Annotated in this window: 30 protein-coding genes and 1 tRNA gene; 25 read left to right on the top strand and 6 right to left on the bottom strand. The window is 54.3% G+C overall.

The genetic code is table 11. From position 1 onward, the window contains the following. Positions 1-45: 45 nt before the first annotated feature. Positions 46-441: a helix-turn-helix domain-containing protein gene (locus HZU75_RS04240; protein WP_180307934.1), complete on the bottom strand. Its 396-nt coding sequence runs from the start codon at positions 439-441 to the stop codon at positions 46-48. A gap of 2 nt (positions 442-443) precedes the next feature. Further along, complete coding sequence (locus HZU75_RS04235) at positions 444-638, bottom strand: hypothetical protein (protein WP_180307933.1); 195 nt, start codon at positions 636-638, stop codon at positions 444-446. A 226-nt stretch (positions 639-864) separates the two neighbouring features. On the opposite strand from HZU75_RS04235, the gene HZU75_RS04230 reads away from it, so the two are divergent. From HZU75_RS04230 to HZU75_RS04115, 24 genes are all read left to right on the top strand, one after another. After that, positions 865-2103: a phage major capsid protein gene (locus tag HZU75_RS04230; protein WP_180307932.1), complete on the top strand. Its 1239-nt coding sequence runs from the start codon at positions 865-867 to the stop codon at positions 2101-2103. Positions 2104-2156: 53 nt separating this feature from the next. Then, a complete protein-coding gene (locus tag HZU75_RS04225; protein WP_180307931.1) occupies positions 2157-2531 on the top strand; it encodes a hypothetical protein in 375 nt (124 codons plus the stop codon). 11 nt (positions 2532-2542) lie between these two features. After that, positions 2543-2743: a hypothetical protein gene (locus HZU75_RS04220; RefSeq protein ID WP_180307930.1), complete on the top strand. Its 201-nt coding sequence runs from the start codon at positions 2543-2545 to the stop codon at positions 2741-2743. A gap of 95 nt (positions 2744-2838) precedes the next feature. Continuing rightward, positions 2839-3384 carry a head-tail connector protein gene (locus HZU75_RS04215; protein ID WP_180307929.1) on the top strand — a complete coding sequence of 182 codons (546 nt, stop codon included), beginning with the start codon at positions 2839-2841 and terminating at the stop codon, positions 3382-3384. A 2-nt stretch (positions 3385-3386) separates the two neighbouring features. Beyond that, positions 3387-3722 (top strand): phage head closure protein, encoded by a 336-nt coding sequence (locus tag HZU75_RS04210; RefSeq protein WP_180307928.1) that lies wholly within the window; start codon positions 3387-3389, stop codon positions 3720-3722. Then, positions 3715-4182, top strand: coding sequence for a hypothetical protein (locus tag HZU75_RS04205; protein WP_228028186.1), 468 nt, complete (start codon positions 3715-3717; stop codon positions 4180-4182). The genes HZU75_RS04210 and HZU75_RS04205 overlap by 8 nt, the downstream gene beginning before the upstream one ends. Positions 4183-4187: 5 nt before the next feature. Continuing rightward, a complete protein-coding gene (locus HZU75_RS04200) occupies positions 4188-4763 on the top strand; it encodes a phage tail terminator protein (RefSeq protein ID WP_180307927.1) in 576 nt (191 codons plus the stop codon). 9 nt (positions 4764-4772) lie between these two features. Then, entirely contained in the window at positions 4773-4931 is a 159-nt protein-coding gene (locus HZU75_RS04195; protein WP_180307926.1) for a DUF2635 domain-containing protein, read from the top strand. Further along, positions 4928-6421, top strand: a complete 1494-nt coding sequence (locus HZU75_RS04190; RefSeq protein ID WP_180307925.1) for a phage tail sheath subtilisin-like domain-containing protein — start codon at positions 4928-4930, stop codon at positions 6419-6421. The genes HZU75_RS04195 and HZU75_RS04190 overlap by 4 nt, the downstream gene beginning before the upstream one ends. Positions 6422-6434: 13 nt before the next feature. Further along, complete coding sequence (locus tag HZU75_RS04185) at positions 6435-6794, top strand: phage tail tube protein (RefSeq protein WP_180307924.1); 360 nt, start codon at positions 6435-6437, stop codon at positions 6792-6794. After that, positions 6791-7117: a phage tail assembly protein gene (locus HZU75_RS04180; protein ID WP_180307923.1), complete on the top strand. Its 327-nt coding sequence runs from the start codon at positions 6791-6793 to the stop codon at positions 7115-7117. Before HZU75_RS04185 ends, HZU75_RS04180 begins: the two co-directional genes overlap by 4 nt. Before the next feature lie 133 nt (positions 7118-7250). After that, positions 7251-8948 carry a tape measure protein gene (locus tag HZU75_RS04175; protein ID WP_180307922.1) on the top strand — a complete coding sequence of 566 codons (1698 nt, stop codon included), beginning with the start codon at positions 7251-7253 and terminating at the stop codon, positions 8946-8948. A gap of 11 nt (positions 8949-8959) precedes the next feature. After that, entirely contained in the window at positions 8960-10201 is a 1242-nt protein-coding gene (locus HZU75_RS04170; protein ID WP_180307921.1) for a DNA circularization protein, read from the top strand. Continuing rightward, positions 10198-11313, top strand: a complete 1116-nt coding sequence (locus tag HZU75_RS04165) for a phage baseplate assembly protein (protein ID WP_180307920.1) — start codon at positions 10198-10200, stop codon at positions 11311-11313. Before HZU75_RS04170 ends, HZU75_RS04165 begins: the two co-directional genes overlap by 4 nt. Before the next feature lie 27 nt (positions 11314-11340). Beyond that, on the top strand, positions 11341-11868 hold the full coding sequence (locus HZU75_RS04160) for a phage baseplate assembly protein V (RefSeq protein WP_180307919.1): 528 nt from the start codon (positions 11341-11343) through the stop codon (positions 11866-11868). Next, entirely contained in the window at positions 11868-12296 is a 429-nt protein-coding gene (locus tag HZU75_RS04155) for a phage GP46 family protein (RefSeq protein WP_180307918.1), read from the top strand. The genes HZU75_RS04160 and HZU75_RS04155 overlap by 1 nt, the downstream gene beginning before the upstream one ends. Next, positions 12289-13335: a baseplate J/gp47 family protein gene (locus tag HZU75_RS04150; RefSeq protein WP_180307917.1), complete on the top strand. Its 1047-nt coding sequence runs from the start codon at positions 12289-12291 to the stop codon at positions 13333-13335. The genes HZU75_RS04155 and HZU75_RS04150 overlap by 8 nt, the downstream gene beginning before the upstream one ends. Next, entirely contained in the window at positions 13335-13925 is a 591-nt protein-coding gene (locus HZU75_RS04145) for a YmfQ family protein (RefSeq protein WP_180307916.1), read from the top strand. The genes HZU75_RS04150 and HZU75_RS04145 overlap by 1 nt, the downstream gene beginning before the upstream one ends. Before the next feature lie 39 nt (positions 13926-13964). Continuing rightward, entirely contained in the window at positions 13965-14507 is a 543-nt protein-coding gene (locus HZU75_RS04140) for a gp53-like domain-containing protein (protein ID WP_180307915.1), read from the top strand. 10 nt (positions 14508-14517) lie between these two features. Beyond that, a complete protein-coding gene (locus HZU75_RS04135; RefSeq protein WP_180307914.1) occupies positions 14518-14982 on the top strand; it encodes a hypothetical protein in 465 nt (154 codons plus the stop codon). 1 nt (position 14983) lies between these two features. Beyond that, complete coding sequence (locus HZU75_RS04130) at positions 14984-15565, top strand: DUF7338 family protein (RefSeq protein WP_180307913.1); 582 nt, start codon at positions 14984-14986, stop codon at positions 15563-15565. Between the two features lie 2 nt (positions 15566-15567). Then, a complete protein-coding gene (locus HZU75_RS04125; RefSeq protein ID WP_180307912.1) occupies positions 15568-15849 on the top strand; it encodes a phage holin family protein in 282 nt (93 codons plus the stop codon). Between the two features lies 1 nt (position 15850). After that, the gene (locus tag HZU75_RS04120) at positions 15851-16393 is read left to right on the top strand and encodes a glycoside hydrolase family 19 protein (protein ID WP_180307911.1); all 543 of its coding nucleotides are present in this window, start codon (positions 15851-15853) and stop codon (positions 16391-16393) included. Positions 16394-16485: 92 nt separating this feature from the next. After that, positions 16486-16995: a hypothetical protein gene (locus HZU75_RS04115; protein ID WP_180307910.1), complete on the top strand. Its 510-nt coding sequence runs from the start codon at positions 16486-16488 to the stop codon at positions 16993-16995. Between the two features lie 145 nt (positions 16996-17140). Here the strand turns inward: HZU75_RS04115 and HZU75_RS04110 are convergent, their stop codons facing one another. The 3 genes from HZU75_RS04110 to HZU75_RS04100 all read right to left on the bottom strand — a co-directional run bounded on the left by HZU75_RS04110 (position 17141) and on the right by HZU75_RS04100 (position 18990). Then, positions 17141-17368: an Arc family DNA-binding protein gene (locus HZU75_RS04110; RefSeq protein ID WP_180307909.1), complete on the bottom strand. Its 228-nt coding sequence runs from the start codon at positions 17366-17368 to the stop codon at positions 17141-17143. Between the two features lie 329 nt (positions 17369-17697). Next, positions 17698-18696, bottom strand: a complete 999-nt coding sequence (locus HZU75_RS04105; RefSeq protein WP_180307908.1) for a tyrosine-type recombinase/integrase — start codon at positions 18694-18696, stop codon at positions 17698-17700. 209 nt (positions 18697-18905) lie between these two features. Further along, positions 18906-18990: transfer RNA gene (locus HZU75_RS04100), tRNA-Leu, on the bottom strand. Positions 18991-19172: 182 nt separating this feature from the next. Between HZU75_RS04100 and HZU75_RS04095 the strand changes: the two genes are divergently transcribed. After that, positions 19173-19679: a hypothetical protein gene (locus tag HZU75_RS04095; RefSeq protein ID WP_180307907.1), complete on the top strand. Its 507-nt coding sequence runs from the start codon at positions 19173-19175 to the stop codon at positions 19677-19679. Between the two features lie 131 nt (positions 19680-19810). Here HZU75_RS04095 and purL read toward each other — a convergent pair whose 3' ends face one another. Continuing rightward, positions 19811-23773: a phosphoribosylformylglycinamidine synthase gene (gene purL / locus HZU75_RS04090; RefSeq protein WP_180307906.1), complete on the bottom strand. Its 3963-nt coding sequence runs from the start codon at positions 23771-23773 to the stop codon at positions 19811-19813. Between the last annotated feature and the right edge of the window lie 179 nt (positions 23774-23952).

Here is a 23952-nt window from a genome sequence, read left to right as displayed (position 1 = left end):
ATCCGTATTCCGTGGTTGATAAATTTGAAGTGGTATTAAAATCTATTAATTATCAGCATAATCAATTCTGACTGCGTAACCCTGTTTTTCTAGCAATTTTCTTGACCGATTTAACAGTACAGCGTGAGCGGTTACAGGCAAACCCTGCATGTCTTGCCGAGCCTGCCACAACGCTGCATCGGTGCGATAGCGGCGCAGTTCAACAGCTTGAGGCTGGCCGTATTGCGAAGTTTTTTCTTGAGCGACTTGAAAGGCTTGCTCGGCGGCGCGGTCAAATTGTTGATCCAGTTTAATCAGCAATTCAGCTACATCAGCGGGAACGATTGAGCGACCAGCTTCCCAATATTCAACAGTGCGACGCTGTACGTTGGCTTGCTCTGCCAGCCAAGCAACGGGAATCCCAAGAGATTCCCGCAGGGTTTTGAGTTCTGCGGGGGTCATTGTTAAGCTCTTTTTTGATTGAAAAACGTAACCGCGCCTTGCCAAGAGAACACACGGCGTTCTTCACCGTAGTAACCACAATTCACAAAAACAGTGTAATCAGGATTTTGCAGCAGGAATTCAGCGTCGGCAGGAATGCGTAAAGTTTGACCTTCACGACCTTTTTTAGTCAGCGGGGAAAATTGAACTGTTTTCATGGTATTTGCTCCTTAAGCTGGCTCGCGCCAATCGCGAATCCATGTAGTAATTATATGTTCGCGATTGCGAACATGCAAGCTATTTAATCACCGTCTGTCGGTTAATGGTATTGAAAATTTTAAGCTTAACAACCACGAAATACGAATACCCTAATTTTTTAACCAGTAGTACCTTAACGAACCCCGCTTTCACAGCGGGGTTTTTCATTTGTAGCGGAGAACCCCGATGTCTAAGAAATTGAAAGAATTGCGCACCCAGCGTGGTGCGTTGGTAGCTCAGTCTCGTGGCCTGTTGGATAAGGCTGAGTCTGAAAAGCGCTCGCTTAATGCTGATGAGCAAGCCGAGTACGACAAACTGTGGGCGGCGCAGGAAGATTTGGGTCGTCAAATTAAAACCGAAGAGCGTCAGGCTGATTTAGAGCGTGAGTTGGCGTCAGGCGGCGGCTTTGATCCTGAGCAGCGTGGTGGCCGTCAGGGTAGTGATCCTGCGCCCACTTCGGTGCGTGGCACTGGTGAGTATCGCTCGGCATTTCAGACGTATCTGGCGGGCGGTTTGCGTGGTTTGGGTGAGGCGCAGTTGCGTGCCTTGAATGCCGATTCGTCGCCTAATGGTGGCTTCTTGGTGGCATCTGAGCAGTTTGCAGATATTTTGCTCAAGGGTGTGGATGACGAAGTATTTATTCGTCAGTACGCCACCAAGTTCAAGATCAATAAAGCGGCTAGCCTGGGTGTGCCGACCTTGGAAAATGATCCGGCAGATGCAGATTGGACTAGTGAAATTCAGACGGGCAACGAAGATGGTTTGATGTCGTTTGGTAAGCGTGAGCTGATGGCTAGTGCGCTGGCCAAGCGTTTGAAAGTCAGCAACAAGCTGCTCAATAACGCTGCAATGAACATCGATCAGTTGGTGGCGATGCGTCTGGCGTATAAGTTCGGCATTACGCAGGAAAAAGCATTCTTGTTGGGCTCGGGTGCAAGCCAGCCGCTGGGGGTGTTCACGCCGCACAATGCCGGTATTCCAACTTCACGCGATATTAGCAATGGTAATACCGCGACTTCGATTGGCTTTGATGGCCTGATCCGTGCTAAGTACGCCTTGAAATCGCAGCATCAGAAAAAGGCGCGTTGGTTGTTCAGTCGTGATGCGATTGGTCAGATCGCCACCTTGAAAGATACCACTGGGCAATACCTGTGGAATCCAAGCCGTAAAGAAGGTGAGCCAGATATGGTGCTCGGCCTGCCGGTGGATATGTCCGAATACGTGCCGAATACCTTTACTACGGGCAAGTACGTCGGCGTGCTGGCCAATTGGGAGCACTACTGGATCGTTGATGCGCTGGATATGCAAATTCAGGTGCTCAAAGAGCTGTATGCGGAAACAAATCAGACGGGTTATATCGGTCGCTTGGAGTGTGATGGTGCTCCAGTGCTGCCAGAAGCGTTTGCCCGTGTGAAATTGGCGTAATTTTTTGGCGCAATGGTCGCCCCTTTGGGGTGGCCTTTTTTTTGGGAAAAATCATGCAAGATATTCGCAATATTCTGGATTTTCAGCAGTCTTTGCCGCCTGCTGCACGTATCGCAACCGCGACTGGCACTGGGATTGATACCGTCAATTACAACAGCATTGCTGCTGTGTTTGAGATGGGGGCGATCACTGATGGTACGCACACGCCAGTGCTGCAAGAGTCGGACGATAACTCAACATTTACGCCCGTTGCTGCGGCGAATATGACGGGTACTTTGTCCAATATGGTGGCAAATAGTGTGCAAAAGGTAGGCTATTTGGGTGTGAAGCGTTATTTGCGTGCTTCATTCACGATTGCCGGTGCAACGACTGGCGCGGTGTCTAGCGCGGTCATCATTGGTGGTGATTGCCGCCGTCAACCAGTTTGATTGGGTGATTTATGAAAAAGGTAAAAATGTTGACAACCTTGGCCGATGCCAAGCGCGTTGCCTTTCCTGGCAGCGTGATCGAGGTTGATGAGCAGGAAGCGACTGATCTGGTCGATGGTGGCTTTGCCGAGTTGGTTGAGTCTGAGCCCGAGGTTGTCGAGGGTGATGGTGAGAAAGCGGCTGCCAAAAAAGCAGGATCTAAGTCGGCGTAAGTTGACTAATGCCGATCATGAGGTCGGCATGTGTGAGCTTATGTTTATCTGTGTGTGATGCCCGCCTAGCGCGGGCTTTTTTATGGGTAACGGTCATGATTACCGAATTATCTTCGCCAGCTGTTGAGCCGGTATCGCTGGCCAGCATGAAGCAGTATTTGCGCATCGATTACAGCGATGAGGATGTGTTTATCGGCATGCTGATCCGCGCTGCGCGGCGCACTGCTGAGCACATTACGGGGCGCGTGATTGCTGAGCGCACGTTTCGGGTGGATGAGTCGAGCTTCTTTGGTGGTGTGCTGCCAATGAGTCCGGTGTCGGCCATTGCCAGTGTGAAATATCTTGATCCAAACAAGGTGCTGCAAACCTTGTCCGGTATCGATTTTTGCCCGCATCCGGTGTCGCCGCAGTTTTTTCCGCCTGCGTCGGGTTGGCCAAGTCTGGCCACGGCATGGAATGCGGTGCAGGTGACGTGTACTGCGGGGATGAATCCGGTGCCGGAGGATATTCAAAACTGGATCATGCTGCGCGTATCGATGGCGTATGAAAACCGCGAGCCGATCAGGGATGTGCCGGTGGAAGAATTGCCGCGCACTTATGTCGATGCGCTGTTGGATCCTTATGTTGTGGTGCGGGTGTAGCTATGGGCTTAAAGCGTGGGCAGATTGGTGAGCTAAATCGCCGTATCACATTGCGTAAGCGGCAGGATGTGCCTGTCGGCGCGTTTGGCATGTCGGCTAGTTACTCGGGCGAAGTGCCGTTGTGGGCCAAGGTTGAAATCATGGCCAGCGGTAAGCCACAAGATGGCCAGCAATTGGATGATGTGGCAACGCATCGCTTTTGGGTGCGGTATCGCACGGATGTGACGGTGGATCACGAAATTGTGTACCAGGGCAAAACGCATCGCGTGATGCGGGTGACGGACTGGGAGGATCGCCGTCGCTTTACGATCGTCGAGGCGAAAGAATTGCATGGCTGATTTCAAAGTAAGCGGCTCGTTGCAGGGCTTTCGCGGCATTGATTTTGATAAGAAAGAGATCCGCAAAGGCATGCGCCATGCGGGTCAGGATGTGCGCAAGGCGGCGCGGGCGCTGATCGCCAGCAAAGTGCGCTCCAGTGCCGGTGAAAATCCTGGCAAGCAAACGGGCAAGCTGTATCGCTCGCTGGGTTACAAGGTGTCTCGATCCGGCTTTATGGCGGTGATCGAGCACAAAAAAATCGCTGGCATGAAGGATTTTTACTGGGCGTATCTGTATTACGGGGTGCGTCGCGGTGCCAAGCGCCGCAAGGATCATAAAAAACAGCAAGCCAATGGCAGCGGCTGGCGTATCGCCCCGCGCAATAACTATATCGTCGATGCGCTCGATGCGCGGCGAACTACTGTGCAGCGCACGATCGCAGATTCGGTCAAGCGGGCGCTCAAACCCAAACTCAGGTAATCCCCATGCTTTTGCTCGATGTGATCGCGGCTCTGCGAGGCCGTGTGCCGCTGTTCGCCCAGCGTGTGGGCGGTACGGCATCGATTGAGGATTTGCGCGAGTACAGTCATTTGCCTGTGCCTGCCGCGTATGTAATCCCAATGGATGAAAAGCCCGATGATAACCGCGACGCAAACGGTTATGCGCAGTCGGTCGATGTCAGCTTTGCGGTGGTGGTGTTTCTGGATAACACCAGCGATGAGGCTGGCCAGAGTGCGCTGGCCCAGCTCGATGTGATCAGGGGGCAGATTTTTAAGGCCTTGCTGGGTTGGGATCCGCCCAATCACGACGCCATTGTTTACACGGGCGGCAGTCTGGTCGATCTGGATCGCGCCCGTCTGGTGTATCAGTACGAATTTTCGTGTCCGTATGTGCTCGATCACGATGATACCTGGCTCAAGGATCGTGATGATGCGCTGCCGGTGCTCACTTCAATTCATATCAAGGTCGATTGTATCGATCCAGTTGATAAAAACCGTGCCCCAATCGGTCCTGACGGAAAGATTGAGGCGCAGCTTCGTGTGACTCTTCCTCAAACGTAGGAGCATTAAATGAAAGTAAAACCAAGTGCCGGTCTGCATGTGCCAGATCCGGAGCGGGGCGGCTTTTTGCCTCCAGAGGGTGCCGAGGTGCCTGATAACCAGTATTGGCAGCGCCGTTTGAATGATGGCGATGTGCAATTGCAAACCACTAAGGAGCCTAAGCAATGACGGTGCCTTTTAATCAAATCGCGGCGGCCTTAGTGCCGCTTTTTTATGCCGAAATGGATAACAGCGCGGCCAATGCGTTTGTGAATAATCAGCGTGCTTTGCTGATTGGCCAAAAGCTCGCTGCGGGTAGTGCTGCAGCGGGTGTGCCCATTTTGGTGGGCAACTTGGCGCAGGCCAAGGCGCTGTTTGGTGTTGGCTCAATGCTGGCGCGGATGTATGAAACCTGGCGCAAAAATGATCTGTACGGTGAGGTGTGGTGCTTGCCGATTGCCGATAACGCGGCGGGTGTGCAGCAAACCGGCACGATCACGTTCACGGGCAATGCCACGGCGGCGGGTACGCACAATATCTATATTGCTGGCCAGCGCGTGCAGGCAGCGGTAGCGGTGGGTGATACGCCAACGATTCAAGCCACTGCGTTTGCCAATGCAATCACTGCGGCGGTTGATCTGCCAGTGACCGCGACGCCTGCAGCTGGGGTGGTGACGTGGACTTGCAAGTGGAAAGGTGCAACGGGTGCCGATATTCAGGTTGGCGCCAACTATCGTGGTCAGGCTGGTGGCGAAACTACGCCTGGCGGTGTGACGGTCGCGTTTGCTGCGGGTACGGCAGGGGCGACGGATCCGTTGTTGTCCACGGTGATTTCTGCCCTGGGTGATGATGAATTCGATTGGATCGTGCATCCCTATACCGATAGCGCCAATCTGGATGCGATCGGTGCCGAGCTCAATGATGTGGCTGGCCGTTGGTCGTGGACGCGCCAAGTGTATGGCCATGTGTATAGCGCCAAGCGCGGCTCACTGGCCACGCTTGTGACGTTTGGCCAAGCGCGGAACGATCCGCACCATACGATTGCGCCGATCGAGCCAACGGTGCCGACGCCGTGCTGGGAGTTTGCATCTGCGTTTACGGCACAAAATGCGTCGAGTTTGCGCATTGACCCAGCGCGGCCTACGCAAACATTGGTGCTGCAGGGGGTATTGCCTGCGCCGGTGGGTGGTCGCTGGTTGTTCAGTGAGCGTCAATCTTTACTGACTTATGGTCTGGCGTGCTGCGTAACTCGTAACGGTGCGGTGGCGATTGATCGTGCAGTCACGACTTACCAGAAAAACAGCTTTGGCCAAGCCGATGGCAGCTATCGCGATTCTGAAACGCTGTTCACGTCGGCCTATGTGCTGCGCCGGCTTCGTTATCGCATTACGCAAAAATTCCCGCGTCACAAGCTGGCCGATGATGGCACGCGCTTTAGCGCAGGGGCGGCGATTGTGACGCCAGGCATGGTGCGTGGTGAGCTGATCGACGAATACGACGCGCTCGAATACGAGGGCATTGTCGAAAACAGCAAGCTGTTTGCCAAAAACCTGATCGTCGAGCGCAATGCGACTGATCCAAACCGCTTGGATGTGCTGTTCCCGCCTGATTACATCAATCAGCTGCGCGTGTTCGCTGTTCTCAATCAATTCCGCCTGCAGTACGCAGGCAATGCATAAGGGGTAATGGGGCATGGCCAGTAAACGACTGGCTGGCACCTGCTTTGTCAAAGTAGGTGGCCAGCAAATCCGAATCAAGGGCGGCTTGGAAGCGCCTTTGAACGATAAAAAACGCGAGCCGGTGATGGATAGTGCGGGGGTGGCAGGTTACAAGGAAAGCCCGATCGCGCCAGTGGTGAAAGTCACTGCATTGGTGACTCAGCTGGACAAGGACAAGTTGGCAAACGATGACGACTTGTCGATTCAGGCTGAATTTGCCGATGGCACGATCTATACGCTCGGTGGTGCTTGGTTGAGTAACGAGGCCAGTGTTAAAGGTGATGAAGGCGAGGTTGAGCTGGAATTCACGGGCATGCGGGGTAATTGGCAATGAGTCAAAAAGTGGTGTGGCAAAGTTTTCCGCTTCGTAAGTCGGTGCAGGCGTTTGAGAGCTTGGTTAGCAAGCTCGAACTGGCTGAGCCGACGGGTGAGTTGGTGGAAGAGATTGGCGATTATCCTTTTTATCCAGCTCAAGGGCCGAGTGGTGATCCTGTCATGAAACTCAGCCCAAAAGTGTTGCATCAGTGGATTGTCCGTCTGGGTGATGTGCCTGAGTCGGCGGTTCGCGCAATGCATCCTTCTGATGTGTGGCAGATCGGGATGGCGCTAGCGGGTTTTTTCGCCGCTGGGTCGGGGAGCGAACTGCAGGCCAGCTAATCGACGATATGTATGAGGTCGCGTATTTCTGGCGTAAAGATCCGGACGCAGTGCTGGCCAAGCCCATTGGCCAGTATTTGCGACTGGAATTTCAGGCTTGCCGACTGGCTGAAAAACAAAGGGGTGGCGAGTAATGGCGCAGTTTGAGTTAAAGGCCGTCTTGATGGCGGTTAATCACATTAGCCCTGAGCTGAAAAAGGTCATGGCTGATGTGGCCAAGGTGTCGCAGAAATTTGCGGGCATTGGCAAGGGCTTGGGCAATATGGCCAAAGCGGCGCTGCCCTTTGCTGCGGTAGGGGGTATGGCTGCTTTTGCGGGTAAGTCCATGCTCGATACTACGGCTGAGTTTGAAAAGTTTAGCCTGGTGTTAGAAACCATTGAGGGTAGTGCTGCGAAGGCTAAAAGCTCGATGGATTGGATTAGCACTTTTGCGGCCAAAACGCCGTATGAGCTGGCGGGGGTGACGGATGCCTTTGTGAAGCTCAAATCATATGGTGTCGATCCCATTAAGGGGCAAACCCTGCGCGTGCTCGGTGATACCGCTGCCGCAATGGGTAAGGACTTGAATCAGGCTGTCGAGGCCTTGGCTGATGCGGTCACAGGTGAAAATGAACGGCTGAAAGAATTTGGTATTACCGCAAGTAAAAGCGGCAGCACGATTCTGTATTCGTATGTCGATAAGGCGGGCAAGCAGCGGGTGGCCAAGGCCAAAGCCACTGATCGACAAATGATCCAGTCCACCTTGATGGCGATCTGGAATGATCGCTATGCGGGGGCGATGGATAAGCTGTCGGGGTCGTGGTCAGGCTTGATGTCCAATCTGCAGGATCAGTTGTCACGCTTTAGTCTGATGGTGATGCAGTCAGGAGCGTTTGATTGGCTGAAAAATAAGCTATCAGCGGCGCTAGATCGGCTCAATCAAATGGCGGCGTCGGGTGAGCTGCAGAAAATGGCGCAAACCATTGGTGGCCAGTTGGTCGATGGTTTGAAAGAAGCCTGGAAGGCTGCTCAATCCTTTGCCGGTATGGTGGTTGAGGTGCGTGATGCGGTCGGCGGTTGGGGGAATTTATTTAAGCTGACGGCGGCCATTATGGCAGGGCCGTTGGTGCTGGCCACGGTGCAAACCGTAGGCGCGGTGTTGTCGCTGGGCGGTGCTCTGTTTAAGTTGGTGCGAATCGGGGTGATGTTGTCGCGCACGTTGGCTGCACTACGAGTGGCGGCGCTAGCCTTTACGATCTTTACTGCAGCCAATCCGATTGTGTTGGCGGTGGTGGCGGCGGTTGGGTTGCTGGCTGGCGCGGCCTATCTGGTTTACAAAAACTGGGAGCCAATCAAGGCGTGGTTTGTTGGGGTTTGGCAGTCGATTCAGGCTAATGCGGGCACTTTGTTTGAGTGGTTTAAGTTGGCGTTTAGTTGGACGCCGCTTGGGTTGATCATGAAAAACTGGGAGCCGTTAGTGGCTTACTTTAAGGGCTTGTGGGATCGGGTCAAAACCATGATTGAGCCAATCATGAAGGCCTTTGACTGGAAAAATGGCCCCGTGATGGGTGATGTGCAAATTAATGGTGGCACTGCTCAGTACGGTGCGTCGCGGCCTGATGTGCTTGCAGCGCCGCAAACGCAGTACGGTGCAGCTCGACCTGATTTGCTTGGCTCGCCAGCGCGTCGGCCTAATCTAGTCGGCGCTGGCCAGTCTCGCGTCAATGGTGAAATTAATGTGCGCTTTGATAATGCGCCGCCTGGTATGCGGGTCGATGCGCCTGCAGCTAAACAAGGTGGGGTGGCGATTAATCCGGATGTGGGGTATCGCTCGGCGTATTTAGGCGGTTAAAAGGAAAGAGCATGTCCAGCTGGCGCGACAATCTACGCCCGGCCTCGTTTCGCGGGGTCGGGTTTTTATTTGATGACGGTGATATGTCGGGTGGTCGTCGCCTGCAGGTGAATGAATACCCGCAGCGCGACAAGCCCTTTGTCGAGGATCTGGGGCGTAAGGCTCGCTCGATCACGATCAATGGCTATGTGCTGGGTGATGACTATGCACAAAAGCGCGATCAGCTGCTGGCAGCATTAGAGCAGTCTGGCGAGGGTGAGCTGATCCATCCGCGCTTAGGTTCGCTCAAGGTGTTTGCTGGTGAGTTTCGCTACTCGGAAACCAAGGAAGAGGGGCGCATGGCGCGTTTCTCTTTGTCGTTTACCGAGGCCGGTGAGCTGGCTTTTCCGACTAGCCAGGCGAATTTTGGGGCGGCGGGTGCGGGATTGGCGGCGGATCTGCAGGCGGGTGAAGCGCTGGATTTTGCCAGTGACATCGATGTTGGCACGCCAGATTTAGAAAAAGCAGCGATGGATCGCTTGAATGAAAATATCCATCTTGGCGTTGGGTTGATCAAGGCGGGTGTCGATATCGTGCATGACTGGCCAGCCTTGCTTAAAAATCCGTTGGTGTTGGTCGATCGCTATTTTGCAATGTTTGAGCCTGATTCTTTGGGGTTGTGGGGGGCGGGTAAAGATGTGTATGGCCAGTTAGGTGGACTATTGCGCCAGTCAGAAAAGACGCGCTCGCCGGTGGCTAAATTACCGCCTGCTGCGCCGCCCAATCTGGTGGCCTTGGAGCGAAATAATCAGGCCATTGATCGCTTGCATCGCTCGGCGGTGCTGGCGTCCGTTTCGCGGGTGGCTTCGGATTTACCGCGAGTGCAAGCGCCTGTCATTGCAGTGAGTGTGGCGGCGGGGTCGGTGGGTGCAAGTGTGGCGGCCAAGCCGGTTGTGGTGGTGCATCAGGACGCAGAGCAATTGCGTAAGGATGTGATTGCCCAGCTCGATGCAGAGGAGTCGCACGGTGCGACGTATGAGGCTAGACGCTTGGTTTTATCGAGTGTTCGAGCCAATACGGTGCAGGGTATCAAGGCTGCGCAGCGTGATGCCGTGCGCTTGGTTGAGGTGCTGCCGCCCGAGGTTGAGCCTGCGGTGCTTACTGCGTATCGCTTGTATGGGAATGCGCTCCGCGGTGATGAGATCGTGCAGCGTAATGGCTTGGTGCATCCTGGCTTTGTGCCAGTTGAGCCATTAAAGGTGCTGGAAAAATGACAGATCAAAACACGGTACGGCTGACGGTCGATGGTCGTGATTTTGTCGGCTGGAAGTCGGTCAGCATAACCGCTGGTATCGAGCGGGTAGCGCGTGATTTTACGCTGGAAGTCACTGATCGCTGGCCAGCGGCTGGCGGTGCTGCCGTGCGGCAAATTGCTGCCGGTGCCAAGTGTGAGTTGTATATCGGCAGCGATAAGGTGTTGACGGGGTTTGTGGATGCCACGCCGGTGCGTTATGACGCCAGCTCGGTGTCGGTAGGGGTGTCGGGGCGTAGCAAAACGGCGGATCTGGTTGATTGTGCCTGCCTTGGGGCGCGGCAGTATCGGGGGCAAAAGTTAGAGGCGATCGCCAAGGCCTTGGCGGCTGAATACGGCGTGAGTGTGCTGGCCAGTGTTGATACGGGTGCCGCGATTGCCGATTGGCAGCTGGATCCGACTGAAACGGTATTCGAGGCGATCGACAAATTGCTCAAGCCTAAGCAGATCTGGGCGACGGACAGCCCAGCGGGTGAGTTGGTATTGATTCGTGTACCTGGTGAGAAAGTGGCCACGCGTATCGAGCTGGGTAAAAACATCCTTGAGTGTGATGCGGGGCTGGATTTTAAGGATCGCTTTTCTGAATACATTGCCCGTGGCCAAGCTGCGGGTGATGACGATCAGTCTGGTGCCGCTAAAACCCAGATCAGTGCTACCAGTAAGGATGGCACGATTAAGCGCAAGCGGGTGTTGGCGATATCGATGCAAGGGCAGGCGACAAACGCGGATTGCAAAACGCGGGTGGAGTTCGAGCAGGCCTATCGCTTTGCGCAGTCGCTGAAATCTACATACACGGTGCAAGGTTGGCGCGATGAGGCTGGCCAGCTATGGCGGCCAAATACGCGGGTCTGGGTGCTCGATGAGGTGGTTGGCTTTGATGATGAGCTGCTGATCACTGAGGTGACATACAGCTTGAGCAATGAGGGGATGCGCTCAGTGCTGACGCTGGCCCCAGCGTCGGGCTATGCCAAGCGCGATGATGATGGTTCGGCAGATGATAAAAAGTCGCGCAAGGGTAAAGATAGTAAGTTGCCGACCAATGCCGAATTCGTTTGGATGAATGCACCAAAGTGAGGGTTTATGCAGCGGATGGTTTCAAAAATGCTCGCCCCATTGTCACGGCAGATCAGTGGCATGGTGACGCGAGGCGTGGTGGCGCTGGCCAATTCGGCGCTCAAGATGCAGTCGCTGCAGCTTGAATTGTTGGCGGATGAGCCAAAAGACAATATCGAGCATTTTGAGTCGTATGGTTTGACGGCAAACCCTTTGGCTGGCGCTGAATCGCTGGCCATTTTTTTGGGTGGTGATCGGCGGCATGGGGTCGTGATTGCTTGTGCTGATCGCCGCTATCGGCTCAAAGGGTTAGCGCCTGGCGAGGTCGCCATTTATGACGATCAGGGGCAGAGCATTGTGCTCAAGCGCGGCAAGATCATGGAGATCAATACCGATCAGCTGGTGATTAACGCCGCCACCAAAGTGCAGATCAATAGCCCAAAAGTGCAAACCACGGGTGATGTGGTGGCGGGTGGCGATGTGGCTGATCAAGGTGGCGCAAAAACCATGAAGGGTATGCGAACTACGTACAACGGCCACAATCACGGCGGATCTGGGCCAAGTCAGGGGATGTGATGGAGCTAATTTTATCGGTCAATGGTGAGGCAGCTGCGCCAGATGATCCCGAGCTGGCGCGGCTCAATCGGGCGGTGCTGATCTCGCTGTTTAGTTGGCGGCGCGCTGAGCCTGGCGATGTGCCAAAAGATCAGCCCTTGCAAGGATTTTGGGGCGATGCGCTAGCAGCTGGTGGCGATAAGCTCGGCAGTCGCTTGTGGTTACTGGCCCGCGCCAAGATCACGACAGAAACGCTCAATCAGGCCAAGGATTATTGCCGCGAGGCATTGCAGTGGCTGATTGATGATGGCGTGGCAGTCTCGATTGATGTGCGTGTCGAGCGCATGGGGCTGGATGGCGTGGCGGCAGCGATTGTGATCAATCGCATTAATGGCGATCAGTTGAGCTGGTCGATCGATCAATTCTGGCAGGAATTACAGCATGTTTAGTCGCGCAACATTGGAGCAAATTAACCAGCGGATTGCGAACGATATTCTGGCGCGGTTGGATCTGGATGAGATTCGCCGCTCGGATATTGCGGTGATCGGCAAGGTGCAGGCGGCAGTCGAGCACGGCTTAAATGGCTATCTGGAATGGATTGCCCGTCAGCTGCTGCCAGATACTTGCGATGAGGATCGTTTGGTATCGAGCAGCTGGCTCAATCGTGGCTTGGTGCCAACGGCGGCCAGTTTTGCGGTGGGTTCGCTCACGGTAACAGGCCAGCTCGGGGTGGTGATTCCGGCTGGCACGGTATGGCAACGGGTTGATGGTCAGCAATATGCCAGCAATGCCGAGGTCGCCATCACCAGTGTGCCGCAAGCGGTAGCGGTGACGGCCAAGGTGGCAGGGTTGGCGGCCAATGCAACGGCGGGCACTGGGGTGGTGTTGGTGTCGCCGGTGATTGGTGTGCAGTCAGCTGCGCTGGTGGCGGCGGGTGGTTTGGCCAATGGCAGCGATGCCGAAAAAATCGACAGTTTCCGTGCGCGGGTGGTGAGCGCATGGGGGCAAACCGCGCATGGCGGGGCAGATTTTGATTATGTGGCGTGGGCCAAGGCGGTGCCAGGTGTGACGCGGGTATGGGTTAAGCCGAACTGGTCGGGCTTGGGTACGGTGGGTGTGTTTTTTGTGCGCGATGGTGATGCGCCCATTTTCCCCGATCCGGCTGAGATCGCGGCGGTGCAGTCGGCGATTGATCTGGTGCGGCCTGTCACAGCGGCGGTGTCGGTGCTGTCGCCGGTGGCGAAGGCGGTGAATTTTAATATTCAGCTCACGCCAGCTACTGCAGAGGTCAAGGCGGCAGTGCAGGCCAGTTTAGCTGCATTGTTTTTGCGCGATGCCGCGCCTGGTGCAACGGTGTTGATCAGCCGGATCCGCGAGGCGATCAGTCAGGCCACGGGTGAGTCTGATCATGTGCTGAATGCGCCAACGGCAAATATCACGACGCAGCCTGGCGAGATGGCTACGCTGGGTAGCTTTACATGGAGTTGATGATGCGGCTGACACAAGATGATTATTTTGCGCAGCTGCGCCAGCTATTGCCGCCTGGGCCTGCGTGGGGTGCGGATGATGGCGCGCTGCTGGCGCGAGAGTTGGCGGTGCTGGCTGGCTCGTTTGCGACGGTGCATGCCCGTGCTGAGGATCTGTTGCGCGAGGCCTCGCCCAATGAAACGACGGAAATGCTGCCAGATTGGGAGCGGGTTTGCGCCTTGCCTGATAGTTGCAGTGTGCAGTCATCGATGACGCTGGCCGATCGCCGTGCCGCGGTGGCGGGTAAGTTGGCTTCGGTGGGGGGGCAAAGTAGGGCGTATTACATCGGGGTGGCGCGGGCTTTGGGGTATCCGAATGCCACGATTACCGAGTTTCGGGCGCGGCGCTTTGGGCGGCGTATGGGTGAGCCTTACGGTGGTACGGATTGGCAGTTTCTGTGGCAGATGAATTTGCCTGCAGCGCAAGTGAAGGTGCGCCGGTCGGGTGCGCCGATCGGTGAGCGCTACCGAGTCTGGGGTGATGCCCAGCTTGAGTGTGTGATCAACAAGCTCAAGCCTGCGGATACGTTGGTGCGTTTTAAATACGGTTAATCAATCACCCGCTTCGGCGGGTTTTTTAATGGGTGGATTATGGATTATCCAAAAACAGTGCCAGGGGTCGGGCTGGTGGCGGGCAAGTTTAGTGATGGCGATGTGGCGCAGGGCGTTCCTGCATCGCTGGATCCAGCGGCGTGGGCCAATGCGGTGACGGATGAGTTGCTGGCTGTGATTGTGGCGGGTGGCTTGGTGCCGACAGAGGGGGTGAATAACCAGCTCTTGCAAGCAATCCAAGCCATTGCTCCTTCGTTTTCTGATCAGACTGGGGTTTTGTCGGCAAATGGCTGGTTCCAGATCCCAATCAAGGTGTCTGGTGTTAAGCGGAATTTGATCGTCAATTTTGTCCAAGGGAAAAGCTTTGCTTCTAGTGGGGCAGTTACGGATGTGACCACATTGCCGATTACGTTCCCGAATGTGCGTTTGGCGACCGTTATTGGGCATTGCAACAATGGGGCAGCGACTGAGGCGCCAGTGGTGATGCGTAGTGCTGGCACTACTTTGTCGCAGACAACGGTGTATTGCGCCAATGCGGTAGCGACCGCAACCGGTTATTCATACATTGCGATTGGTTATTGAGGGGGGGGGTATGGAGATTAAGTATTCAGCAAAAACGGGTGGCTTTTATTATGTCGGAGTGAATTTGGATATTCCCGATGATGCGGTTGATGTTACCCCCGCCGAGAAAGAGCGCCTTCTGCAGCTTGAGTTGTCAGGAAAGATCATTCGGCCAAATAAAGATGGTTATCCCGAGGCGGTAGACCCGCCACCGATGACAATTGAGCAGGAAAAGCTGGTTTACTCCCGTGCGGTGCAGGAACGCTTAGATTCGGTTGCTGTCGAGCATGGATATGACGACATTAAGACGGCGGTGTCTTATGCAGATGAGCCTGCCGTGCCGAAGTTTCAGCGGGATGGCAAGGCGTTCCGTGCTTGGCGCTCGTTGGTGTGGGCGTATGTATATGAGCAGCTCGATTTGGTTTTGTCCGGCAAGCGACAGAAGCCAGGTGTTGATCAATTGCTGGCCGAATTGCCATTGTTAAGCGGGGTTTGATATGTGGTTGGTGGTGCTTTGGCCGTTGCTGGCTTTGCTAGATCTCGGGTTTACGGTGCTGGCCATGCTGCTGGCCCCGCTGATTGCGCTATTTGTGCGTTCTGATGGCTATCTGCCGCGCTGGCTGTGGTGGTTTCAAACGCCGGATTCGCGCATGGATGGCTGCAATGGTGATGCTAATTTTTGCGCGACGCATCGGCCATGCTGGTGGACGTATGTGCTATGGCAGTGGCGCAATCCTTGTGCTGGGTTTTCGCACTGGTTGGGTTTGGTGTTTGATCGCCCAATGATTCGCCAGTGGGGCACCGCTGGCGAGATTGGTCGCTTGCCGGTGTTTCGCCCTGGCTGGCATTTTCGCTGGGTGGTTGATGTGCGAGGGCGGCGAGCCTTCGAGTTTGCCGCGACTTGGCCGTCGCTGTTTGGTCGGTGCTGGAATATCCGCATCGGCTACAAGCTGGGCAATCTGTATCGGGATCCGACTGAGCGCATACCGATCGTGCATCGATGTAATCCATTATCAAAACGAGGGCCGTTGCCTGATTCACCCGCGAAAGCGGGTTTTTTTACGCCCTGGGGAGGGTAGCAATGCAAGAAAACGATAAATATTTTGTCTGGTTGCTGTTGTTGGGGGCGTGTATTGGCTTGGGCAAATTGCTCGTTTCCAGTGAGGCGCTGACGGTGCGGCTGTGTTTTGGTCGCGCCATCTTGGGGAGTGCCACGACTGCGATCGCAGGGGCGGCGCTGATCCAGATCCCGCATATCGATCCTTTGGCTTTGATGGCGATCGGCTCGGCGCTGGGGATTGTGGGGGCGCAGTTTGTCGAGCTGTGGCTGAAAAAGCAGGTCAATAAAATCAATGGGGGTTGATATGCAGTTGAGTGAAATTCAATTGCGCCAGATTTGGCCAAATGCTGGCAAGCGTGCGGCGGTGTTTCTGCCGTATATCAATGCCACCTTGGCTGAGTTTGCGATTGATACGCCGGTGCGGGTGGCTGCATTTCTGGCGCAGGTTGGGCATGAGTCTGGCCAGCTTACCTGGCTGGAAGAGATCGCCAGTGGTCAAGCCTATGACACTGGGTCGCTGGCCAAGCGTCTGGGCAATACGCCAGCCGCCGATGGCGATGGCCAGCGCTACAAGGGGCGCGGCCTAATCCAGATTACCGGCACCGATAATTATCGGGCGTGTGGTCAGGCTTTGGGCGTGGATCTGCTGGCCGATCCCGAGCAGCTGGAAACGCCGCGCCTGGCGTGTCGTTCGGCAGGCTGGTTTTGGCGTAGCAAGGGGTTAAATCAGTTTGCGGATGCGGCTGATTTTGTTGGGCTGACGCGGCGGATTAATGGCGGCACCAATGGCCTGACTGATCGCATGGCGATCTGGGATCGTGCAAAGCAAGTGCTCGGGGTGAAATGACGCACAGATTGTGTGGATAACTTTGCGTTTCAAACTGATTGCACGTTGATAAACAAGGCGGCCACTGTGCCGCCTATTTTTGTGGCGAACGTATGTTCAATTTAATTCCTGAAAAGTATCGTTTGGCGGCTGGTGTGTTGGTGCTGCTTGCTGTGTTTTCGCTCGGTCTATGGGTTGGTTGGGTCGGTGCCAGTAATAGCAAGGATGCCGCAATGCTTAAAGTCGAGCATAAAACGGCGGCTAAGGTCGAAAAAAAGCAGGCGTCGGCAGCGGTGGCTGCGGTGGCCAATGCCAGTGCGATCGAGCGCACGCGGGTGATTTACAAAACAGTGACCAAAGAGGTGGTGAGGTATGCGCAATCTGAAAATGCGGCTGAATCTAAGGCTAGTGGTGTTTGTGATCAGCGGCTGGATGCTGAGTGGGTGCGGATCCACGACTTTGCCGCCGTCCCTGACGATGCCGCCAGCACACCTGATGAATCCGCCCAGCCAGTTGGAAAAGCTGACGCCCTCGGCGTCATCGCCCGAAACTACGAAACCTGCCAGCAATGGCGAAATGAGCTGATTGGCTGGCAAAGCTGGTGGCGATCGCAGGCGGATTAGTGCGGGGAGTGCGCGGGCGGAAAGCGCTTTTATATTTCTCAAATATTACAAGTGCTTATCAGCTTCGTCGTGTTTTCTTTCGGGTAAGGGATTGATCCGCCATATTTGCCGTTATACGCTTTGCTTGCGTTTCGATTGCACCCTCTTATTGCTTGCTTAGGCTTTCAATAAGGTGGGTTAGGTGGGCGATTTGCTCGGATTGTTTTCTGAGTTCGGCGGCAATGTCGCTGTTGCTGGTTTGGCCGGATAGGCTGTCTTGCAGTCGCTGCACAAGTTCAGCGTTAAGGCTGCGCTCGTTGGCGGTGGCTTGTTCTTGTAGAGCCTCGTAGAGGTCCCAAGGTAGTCGAAACTGGGAGCGGTATAGATCGTTCATCTTGCCGATTTTGGCGCGGATGAACATTCAAGTATAGTGACAAAGTGCGACTGCGCAAGGAATTGTTGGCTGCGCGTAGGCTGTTAGAAATGAGGGAATGCGGCTGCCGCCGCATCCCCTCTGTGTCACTCGTAAGATAGGGAAAGAGTCACATCATGGATGTTGCCAGTACGGACAGTGAATCACAAGTAATCAATAACACATATAGCCATGATTTAGAGGGGGTTTTATTAGGTGCAGAGCTAGTGTTTTTGCGGGTTCCAGCGGGGGTGTCCTGTTCTGGAGGTGATCTGTAAAAAAGAGTAAGCCCGCGATTGCGGGCTTGTTTTTTAGTCTAGCTTGTCGGCGAGTGAGGCGGGATCCTCTCGGTAATAGGTGTTGAGTAGAATGCGCAGGTCACGGTGGCCGCTTACTTTTGCCAGCTCCATCGGTGATAGTTTTTTTGCTAGGCGAGTTAAACCTTCCGCACGACTGTCGTGAAAACGCACGCCTTCGATCATTGCACGCTCGCGGGCTTTGCGAAAAAGCGCATCGAGTGATCCGGATGATATGGCGAATACGGGCTTGCCTGGGGCTGCGATACCATCCAGTTGCTCAAGTAGGCGGATGGCTTCGCGGCTAAGTGGTACATCGCGCGGGTGGCCGTTTTTTGTTTTGGGTAGGTGAACAATGCGGCGCTCGATGTCGATGTGCTCGGGTTTGATGCCGACGATCTCGCCGGCTCGCATGCCGGTTTCAAATGCAAATAGCAGTGCGGATCCGACGCGAGATTGTATTGTGAGTGGTTTTTCGTTGTGATCATAGCCGCAGGCCAGTAGTAGTCGATCGATTTCGTCTTGGGTGTAGCGGCGGGTTCGGGGTGGTGCAGTATCTGGTTTGTTGATGGCGTGGCATGGGTTGAGCCGGATCCAGCCCCATTCTTTCATTGCGACGGTGAATGAGTGAGATAGGGTTGAGAGTTCACGCAAAACGCTGGCCGATGAGACTTTATCCAGGCGACGGTCACGCCATTCTGCGATGTCGGATGGTTGGATGTCGCGTAAAGATATGTCAGCTAATAAATGGTCGCGCTGAATGCGGCGCATGCGTAGCGTGTCCTGGCGTTCGCCGCGTTTCTTCGGTAGTTCTTCTATAATGTATTTTTCGAGCATTTCCCCGACTGTGCGGTTCGGCGTATTGCCAGCTCGTACTGCGGAGATTTCGTTTTCGAGAGAGTTGGCCCAGCTGGTGGCTTCGCCTTTGGTTCTGAATGTTGCAGATCGGATGTTTCCGCCGATGCGGATTTTGGCTTGCCACTTGCCTGATTCACGTTTTGTAATTGTCGCCATGCTTTGCTCCATTTGGGGTGGATTTTTGCAAAGTATAGCAAATGCAGTGACAAAGTAGTGACATTGTTCGGGACAAAACGGGGACACTTGGCTGTGGTTTTTGTGCGTTTTCTGTGGTTTTTTGCGGGAATGGCAGAATGAAAAAAGCCCCTAAAACCTAGTAAATACGTGGCTTTAGGGGCTTTTTTACTTGTCCTGCAAAATACTTGTGGTGCGCAACACGAGACTCGAACTCGCACGCCTTGCGGCACAGCGACCTCAACGCTGCGTGTCTACCAATTCCACCAATCGCGCACATCAAAATGAATTGCTAGATGAGGTTTGCAATTCATGAGGTGGCGAATATTAACGAATTTCAAAACACTTGTCTACTACTGTTTGAAAAATAGCGCTTTGCCAAGATCGGACTTGATGCACATTAAAAGCAGCGTCACACTCTCGCTATAGACTGTAGAACACTTTCTTTGGAGAATGGAATGAGCACAAAAACCCGTTATGTGGTGAAAGCCCGCGCAAGCAGTAAATTGCCAGAGGCGTTACGTAGTAACGATGGCATCCGTCAAGCTTTAAAGGCTTCGGAAGAGTATTTTCCTTTGCAGCTGGTTTTTGATGATCAGCAGTTTGAATTGCTAAAAAATAGCTCGAAAACTTTGGCGAGCTATCTAGTGCCCGGTAGCGTGGTGGATGTGTCTTTGCAATTTGCCGATTTGTGCGAAGTATCGAGCGAGCTGTTTAAAGAGCTTAAAGAGATTCGCAAAAAAATTAAAACCATTGTTAGCGATCACGAAGATGAGCTGGAAAGCGATCACGTTGGCGCACTGCAGTATGTGAAAGAATTCCGCTCGGAAATGGGCCCGGCGCTAGAGCGCTCTATCCCGCTACGCCGTTTTGCCAACCGTGTTGATGCGGTATTGCTGGCGCAGATTCAATACTCGGCTGAAAACGTCGAGATCGAGCTGCACATCACCGAAGAGCAAGTCTAAATTTTGCGCTCACCTGCTGCCTGCTGCAGGTGAGATTGAAGCTACTACTGATTAATCGGACCTTAATCGATTTTTCAGTCGCCAGAAAAAAGCCCCATCGTTTGATGGGGCTTTTTGTTGGGTATTGCTTCTTAGCCTAGGAAGGCTCTAGCGTTGCGGAACATACGCATCCATGCGCCGTCTTCTTCCCACTCGCTTGGGTGCCAGCTGTTTTGCACAGTGCGGAATACACGCTCTGGGTGCGGCATCATGATGCTAAAGCGACCGTCAGGCGTCGTAACACCGGCAATCGCCTGTGGGCTGCCGTTCGGATTCAGTGGGTATTGCTGCGTTGGCTTGCCGTGGCTATCGACGTAGCGCATTGCAACCAGTGCCTTGCTGATGTCACCTTGCTGGCTGAAGTTGGCAAAACCTTCACCGTGGCTCACCACCACTGGCATTTGGCTGCCCGCCATGCCGTTAAAGAACAGCGATGGCGATTGCGGTACTTCAACGGTGACAAAGCGCGCTTCAAATTGCTCGCTCTGATTGCGGGTGAATTTTGGCCAGTGCTCTGCACCAGGGATGATGCCTGACAAGTTCGCCATCATCTGGCAACCATTACACACGCCCAAGCCGAAGGTGTCGGCGCGGTTGAAGAACGCTTCAAACTGCGCACGCGCAGCGGCATTAAACAGAATCGATTTTGCCCAACCTTCACCTGCGCCCAATACGTCACCGTACGAGAAGCCACCGCACGCTGCCAAGCCCATAAAGTCAGCCAACTGTACACGGCCAGCAATCACGTCGCTCATATGGACGTCAACGGCGGCAAAGCCCGCGCGGTTGAATGCCGCGCCCATCTCGATGTGACCGTTTACGCCTTGCTCGCGCAATACAGCAACGCGAGGCTTCACACCTTTCGCAATATACGGCGCAGCGATGTCGTCCGATGAATTGAATGTCAATTTAGCAAACAAGCCTTTGTCATTCTTGTCGGCAATGCGTGCGTATTCAGCATCGGCGCATGCTGGATTGTCGCGCAGGCGTTGGATTTGCCAGCTGGTTTTGCTCCACGCCTGTTGCAGGCTCACGCGCGGTTCATCCAACAACATGCGGTTGCGTTTTTTGATTTTCAGTTTGTCGTCATGATTGGTGGTACCGATCACATGCAATTCACCGGCCAGTTGCGCGTGCATAAATGCAGCGATGACGGCAGCAGTGTCGCTGCGACGTACTTGCAAGACAGCGCCCAACTCTTCGTTAAATAACACGCCCATTACACGGCCGTTTTCAGCGCGTGCGACATCTTCTGGCGTGATTTCATGTTGTTGGCGCTGGCGAACGCGACGGTCAATACACAGCTCGTCGATTTCCAACGTCACGCCGCAATGGCTGGCGAACATCATCTCGGTCACTGTGGCGATCAGGCCGCCGTCCGAGCGGTCATGATAAGCCAGCAATTTGCCTTCAAGATTCAGCTTTTGTACTGTTGCGAAGAAGGCTTTCAGGTGATCCACGCTGACCACATCCGGCGCCCAATTGCCGATTTCAGCATTAACTTGCGCCAAGGCAGAACCGCCCAAGCGGCATTTGCCAGTGCCCAAATCGATCAATAGCAAGTCGGTGTCTTCGCCGGTTACCAATTGTGGCGTTAGCGTTTTGCGAACATCGCTAACAGGTGCAAAGCCAGAAATAATCAGTGACAGTGGTGCCACCACGGCTTTTTTCTCGCCAGCGTCGTCCCATACGGTTTTCATCGACAGTGAATCTTTACCGACAGGAATCGAAACGCCCAGTTCACGGCACAGCTCAAGACCTACGGCTTTGACGGTGTCGTACAGGTTCGCATCTTCGCCTGGGTGGCCAGCTGGCGCCATCCAGTTGGCTGACAATTTCACGTCGCCCAATTTGGCAATTGGTGCGGCTGCCAAGTTGGTCAGTGCTTCACCGACGGCCATGCGACCCGATGCTGCGGCATTGATCAAAGCGAGAGGGGTACGTTCACCCATCGCCATTGCTTCGCCGCATACAGTGTTATACCCCATGGTAGTAACAGCAACGTCAGCCACGGGAATCTGCCACGGGCCAACCATCTGGTCGCGTGCGGTGTAGCCGCCAACGGTACGGTCGCCGATATTAATCAGGAACGACTTGTCCGCTACCGATGGCAGTTGCAGTACTTTGTACAGTGATTCTTTCAAATCGAGCGCTGAAGAATCGAATACTTTGAGTTCAGGTTTGATGCGTGTTACATCGCGCGTCATTTTTGGTGGCTTGCCGAGCAATACGTCCATCGGCATATCGACAGGCTTGTTACCGAAGTGTGGATCTTCCACCGTCAAGTGGCGCTCGTCAGTGGTGTGGCCGATCACCGCAAACGGGCAACGCTCGCGCTCGCAAATGGCTTCGAAGGTCAGCAAATCGTTCGGGTGAATGCCGAGCACGTAGCGCTCTTGCGATTCATTTGACCAGATTTCTTTCGGTGCCATGCCGCGCTCTTCGATGTTCACTTTACGCAAGTTAAACACCGCACCCATACCGGCGTCGTTGACTAATTCTGGGAAAGCATTCGAAATGCCGCCAGCGCCGACGTCGTGAATCGACTGGATTGGGTTTTTGTCGCCAAGCTGCCAGCAGCGGTCGATCACTTCCTGACAACGGCGTTCCATTTCTGGGTTACCGCGCTGTACCGAATCAAAATCGAGGTCCGCTGCATTTGAGCCGGTATCCATTGACGATGCTGCGCCACCGCCCATCCCGATCAACATGCCCGGGCCGCCCAGTTGAATCAGCAATGAGCCATCCGGCAGGCCGTTTTTGGTCACATGCGCGTCGTTGATATTGCCCAAACCACCAGCGATCATGATCGGCTTGTGGTAGCCACGGCGCTCGCCATTCACATCCAGCTCGAACGTACGGAAGTAACCGGCCAAGTTCGGACGGCCAAATTCATTATTAAATGCTGCCGCGCCAATCGGCCCTTCGATCATAATATCGAGCGCCGAAGCGATGCGATCTGGTTTGCCATAGGCTGGGCTTTCCCAGTCTTGTACGTAGCCGGGGAGATTCAAGTTTGAAACGGTGAAACCACACAAACCCGCTTTCGGTTTTGAGCCACGGCCGGTTGCGCCTTCGTCACGAATCTCGCCACCCGAGCCCGTCGCTGCGCCGGGGAATGGTGAAATGGCGGTTGGGTGATTGTGTGTTTCCACTTTCATCAGAATGTGGGTTTTTTGCTTTTCAAAGCCGTATTCTGCGCCGTTGCTGGCTGGGAAGAAGCGCTCGATCTCCGCGCCTTCGATCACTGATGAATTATCCGAGTACGCAACAACTGTCCCTTCCGGTGCGGCTTTGTGCGTTTCGCGAATCATGCCAAACAAGCTGTAGTCTTGCGCTTGGCCGTCGATGATGAAGTTGGCGTTAAAGATTTTGTGACGGCAATGCTCAGAGTTGGCCTGAGCGAACATCGTCAATTCAACGTCGCTTGGGTTGCGGCCGAGTTTGTTGAAGTTTTCTACCAAGTATTCAATTTCATCACTCGACAAGGCCAAACCGTATTCGATATTGGCTTGCTCGAGTGCCGTTTGACCGCCGCCCAATATATCAACCGTTTTCAATTCGGTCGGTTCGAAATGACGGAATAGCTCATTGCCTGCGGCCAAGCCTTCAAACACTTGCTCGGTCATCCGATCGTGAATCAGTGGCAACAGCGTATTTTTTTCTGCGGTGGATAGCGCTGAGCCGTCGGCTTTGCTGGCGTAAATGGCCATGCCGCGCTCAATGCGTGCGACTTTGCCGTCCAGACCACAGTGCAGGGCGATATCGGTTGCTTTGGAAGACCACGGTGAAATCGTGCCTAGACGTGGCAAGACCAGAATCGGCGTGCCGGTGGCTTGTGCCGGATTGGCTGGCTCGCCATAGCTCAAAATGCGCTCAAGAACGGCCTGATCATCGGCCGATAAAGCGGCCAGTTCGGCGTTCAATTCAACGAAGTGCCAGTACTCTGCATAGAGGTTGACAGTCAGACCTTGCGCGGCGAGCGCAGTTGCTAATTTTTCAATCCGGAACGGTGAAAGCGCGGTACCGCCGCGTAGTTGGAGCACATTGGCCATGTCTATAGAACCCAGAAATGTGGCAAAAAGTACGTAATGATACCGAAAAATAGCCACTTCTAGGAGAAAGAACGTGCGTTTTTCGCTGCAAAATCACTCTCTTGCAGCCCTTGTCATCGAGCTGTGGGGCGGGTGCTATCTGTGCTGCAGGCTAATTAGCCGTCAGGATGTAACAAAAG

The organism is Chitinibacter fontanus (assembly GCF_013423785.1).
GTDB classification, from domain to species: Bacteria; Pseudomonadota; Gammaproteobacteria; order Burkholderiales; family Chitinibacteraceae; genus Chitinibacter; species Chitinibacter fontanus.
This window is presented reverse-complemented; position numbering and strand designations above follow the sequence as displayed.

What these genes read in the sequence shown, in the direction of transcription:
- HZU75_RS04240 (WP_180307934.1), bottom strand. Translation starts at nt 441, where the DNA reads ATGACCCCCGCAGAACTCAAAACCCTGCGGGAATCTCTTGGGATTCCC.
- HZU75_RS04235 (WP_180307933.1), bottom strand. Translation starts at nt 638, where the DNA reads ATGAAAACAGTTCAATTTTCCCCGCTGACTAAAAAAGGTCGTGAAGGT.
- HZU75_RS04230 (WP_180307932.1), top strand. Translation starts at nt 865, where the DNA reads ATGTCTAAGAAATTGAAAGAATTGCGCACCCAGCGTGGTGCGTTGGTA.
- HZU75_RS04225 (WP_180307931.1), top strand. Translation starts at nt 2,157, where the DNA reads ATGCAAGATATTCGCAATATTCTGGATTTTCAGCAGTCTTTGCCGCCT.
- HZU75_RS04220 (WP_180307930.1), top strand. Translation starts at nt 2,543, where the DNA reads ATGAAAAAGGTAAAAATGTTGACAACCTTGGCCGATGCCAAGCGCGTT.
- HZU75_RS04215 (WP_180307929.1), top strand. Translation starts at nt 2,839, where the DNA reads ATGATTACCGAATTATCTTCGCCAGCTGTTGAGCCGGTATCGCTGGCC.
- HZU75_RS04210 (WP_180307928.1), top strand. Translation starts at nt 3,387, where the DNA reads ATGGGCTTAAAGCGTGGGCAGATTGGTGAGCTAAATCGCCGTATCACA.
- HZU75_RS04205 (WP_228028186.1), top strand. Translation starts at nt 3,715, where the DNA reads ATGGCTGATTTCAAAGTAAGCGGCTCGTTGCAGGGCTTTCGCGGCATT.
- HZU75_RS04200 (WP_180307927.1), top strand. Translation starts at nt 4,188, where the DNA reads ATGCTTTTGCTCGATGTGATCGCGGCTCTGCGAGGCCGTGTGCCGCTG.
- HZU75_RS04195 (WP_180307926.1), top strand. Translation starts at nt 4,773, where the DNA reads ATGAAAGTAAAACCAAGTGCCGGTCTGCATGTGCCAGATCCGGAGCGG.
- HZU75_RS04190 (WP_180307925.1), top strand. Translation starts at nt 4,928, where the DNA reads ATGACGGTGCCTTTTAATCAAATCGCGGCGGCCTTAGTGCCGCTTTTT.
- HZU75_RS04185 (WP_180307924.1), top strand. Translation starts at nt 6,435, where the DNA reads ATGGCCAGTAAACGACTGGCTGGCACCTGCTTTGTCAAAGTAGGTGGC.
- HZU75_RS04180 (WP_180307923.1), top strand. Translation starts at nt 6,791, where the DNA reads ATGAGTCAAAAAGTGGTGTGGCAAAGTTTTCCGCTTCGTAAGTCGGTG.
- HZU75_RS04175 (WP_180307922.1), top strand. Translation starts at nt 7,251, where the DNA reads ATGGCGCAGTTTGAGTTAAAGGCCGTCTTGATGGCGGTTAATCACATT.
- HZU75_RS04170 (WP_180307921.1), top strand. Translation starts at nt 8,960, where the DNA reads ATGTCCAGCTGGCGCGACAATCTACGCCCGGCCTCGTTTCGCGGGGTC.
- HZU75_RS04165 (WP_180307920.1), top strand. Translation starts at nt 10,198, where the DNA reads ATGACAGATCAAAACACGGTACGGCTGACGGTCGATGGTCGTGATTTT.
- HZU75_RS04160 (WP_180307919.1), top strand. Translation starts at nt 11,341, where the DNA reads ATGCTCGCCCCATTGTCACGGCAGATCAGTGGCATGGTGACGCGAGGC.
- HZU75_RS04155 (WP_180307918.1), top strand. Translation starts at nt 11,868, where the DNA reads ATGGAGCTAATTTTATCGGTCAATGGTGAGGCAGCTGCGCCAGATGAT.
- HZU75_RS04150 (WP_180307917.1), top strand. Translation starts at nt 12,289, where the DNA reads ATGTTTAGTCGCGCAACATTGGAGCAAATTAACCAGCGGATTGCGAAC.
- HZU75_RS04145 (WP_180307916.1), top strand. Translation starts at nt 13,335, where the DNA reads ATGATGCGGCTGACACAAGATGATTATTTTGCGCAGCTGCGCCAGCTA.
- HZU75_RS04140 (WP_180307915.1), top strand. Translation starts at nt 13,965, where the DNA reads ATGGATTATCCAAAAACAGTGCCAGGGGTCGGGCTGGTGGCGGGCAAG.
- HZU75_RS04135 (WP_180307914.1), top strand. Translation starts at nt 14,518, where the DNA reads ATGGAGATTAAGTATTCAGCAAAAACGGGTGGCTTTTATTATGTCGGA.
- HZU75_RS04130 (WP_180307913.1), top strand. Translation starts at nt 14,984, where the DNA reads ATGTGGTTGGTGGTGCTTTGGCCGTTGCTGGCTTTGCTAGATCTCGGG.
- HZU75_RS04125 (WP_180307912.1), top strand. Translation starts at nt 15,568, where the DNA reads ATGCAAGAAAACGATAAATATTTTGTCTGGTTGCTGTTGTTGGGGGCG.
- HZU75_RS04120 (WP_180307911.1), top strand. Translation starts at nt 15,851, where the DNA reads ATGCAGTTGAGTGAAATTCAATTGCGCCAGATTTGGCCAAATGCTGGC.
- HZU75_RS04115 (WP_180307910.1), top strand. Translation starts at nt 16,486, where the DNA reads ATGTTCAATTTAATTCCTGAAAAGTATCGTTTGGCGGCTGGTGTGTTG.
- HZU75_RS04110 (WP_180307909.1), bottom strand. Translation starts at nt 17,368, where the DNA reads ATGAACGATCTATACCGCTCCCAGTTTCGACTACCTTGGGACCTCTAC.
- HZU75_RS04105 (WP_180307908.1), bottom strand. Translation starts at nt 18,696, where the DNA reads ATGGCGACAATTACAAAACGTGAATCAGGCAAGTGGCAAGCCAAAATC.
- HZU75_RS04095 (WP_180307907.1), top strand. Translation starts at nt 19,173, where the DNA reads ATGAGCACAAAAACCCGTTATGTGGTGAAAGCCCGCGCAAGCAGTAAA.
- purL (WP_180307906.1), bottom strand. Translation starts at nt 23,773, where the DNA reads ATGGCCAATGTGCTCCAACTACGCGGCGGTACCGCGCTTTCACCGTTC.